Genomic DNA, 272 nt, shown 5'->3' with positions numbered 1-272 from the left:
ATAAGAGCTTCATTATTAAAAAGGTCAGAGAGCGAAAACCTATTCTTCTTATCAATGCATCACATCATTGGAGACGGATGGTCAACTCAAATATTGGTGTCAGAAGTAGTGAAGACATATAATGAATATTTTAATGAAGATATTGCGAAAGATGAAATATTAGAGAAACCATTATCTATCCAATACAAGGATTATACAGTATGGTTGGAAGATGAGCTTGGCGGAGAGAGATATGAAAAAGCAGAATCATATTGGCTAGAGGAGTTTTCAGG

The 272-nt window shown here is 34.6% G+C and carries 1 protein-coding gene; it reads left to right on the top strand.

Going from position 1 to position 272, the window contains the following annotated elements; genetic code table 11:
- On the top strand, nucleotides 1-272 hold a 272-nt coding region (locus tag SB772_RS41100), incomplete at both ends, for a condensation domain-containing protein (RefSeq protein WP_410838663.1).

It is taken from the genome of Paraburkholderia sp. SIMBA_030 (assembly GCF_046535245.1).
In the GTDB taxonomy this organism is placed as follows: Bacteria; Pseudomonadota; Gammaproteobacteria; order Burkholderiales; family Burkholderiaceae; genus Paraburkholderia.
This window is presented reverse-complemented; position numbering and strand designations above follow the sequence as displayed.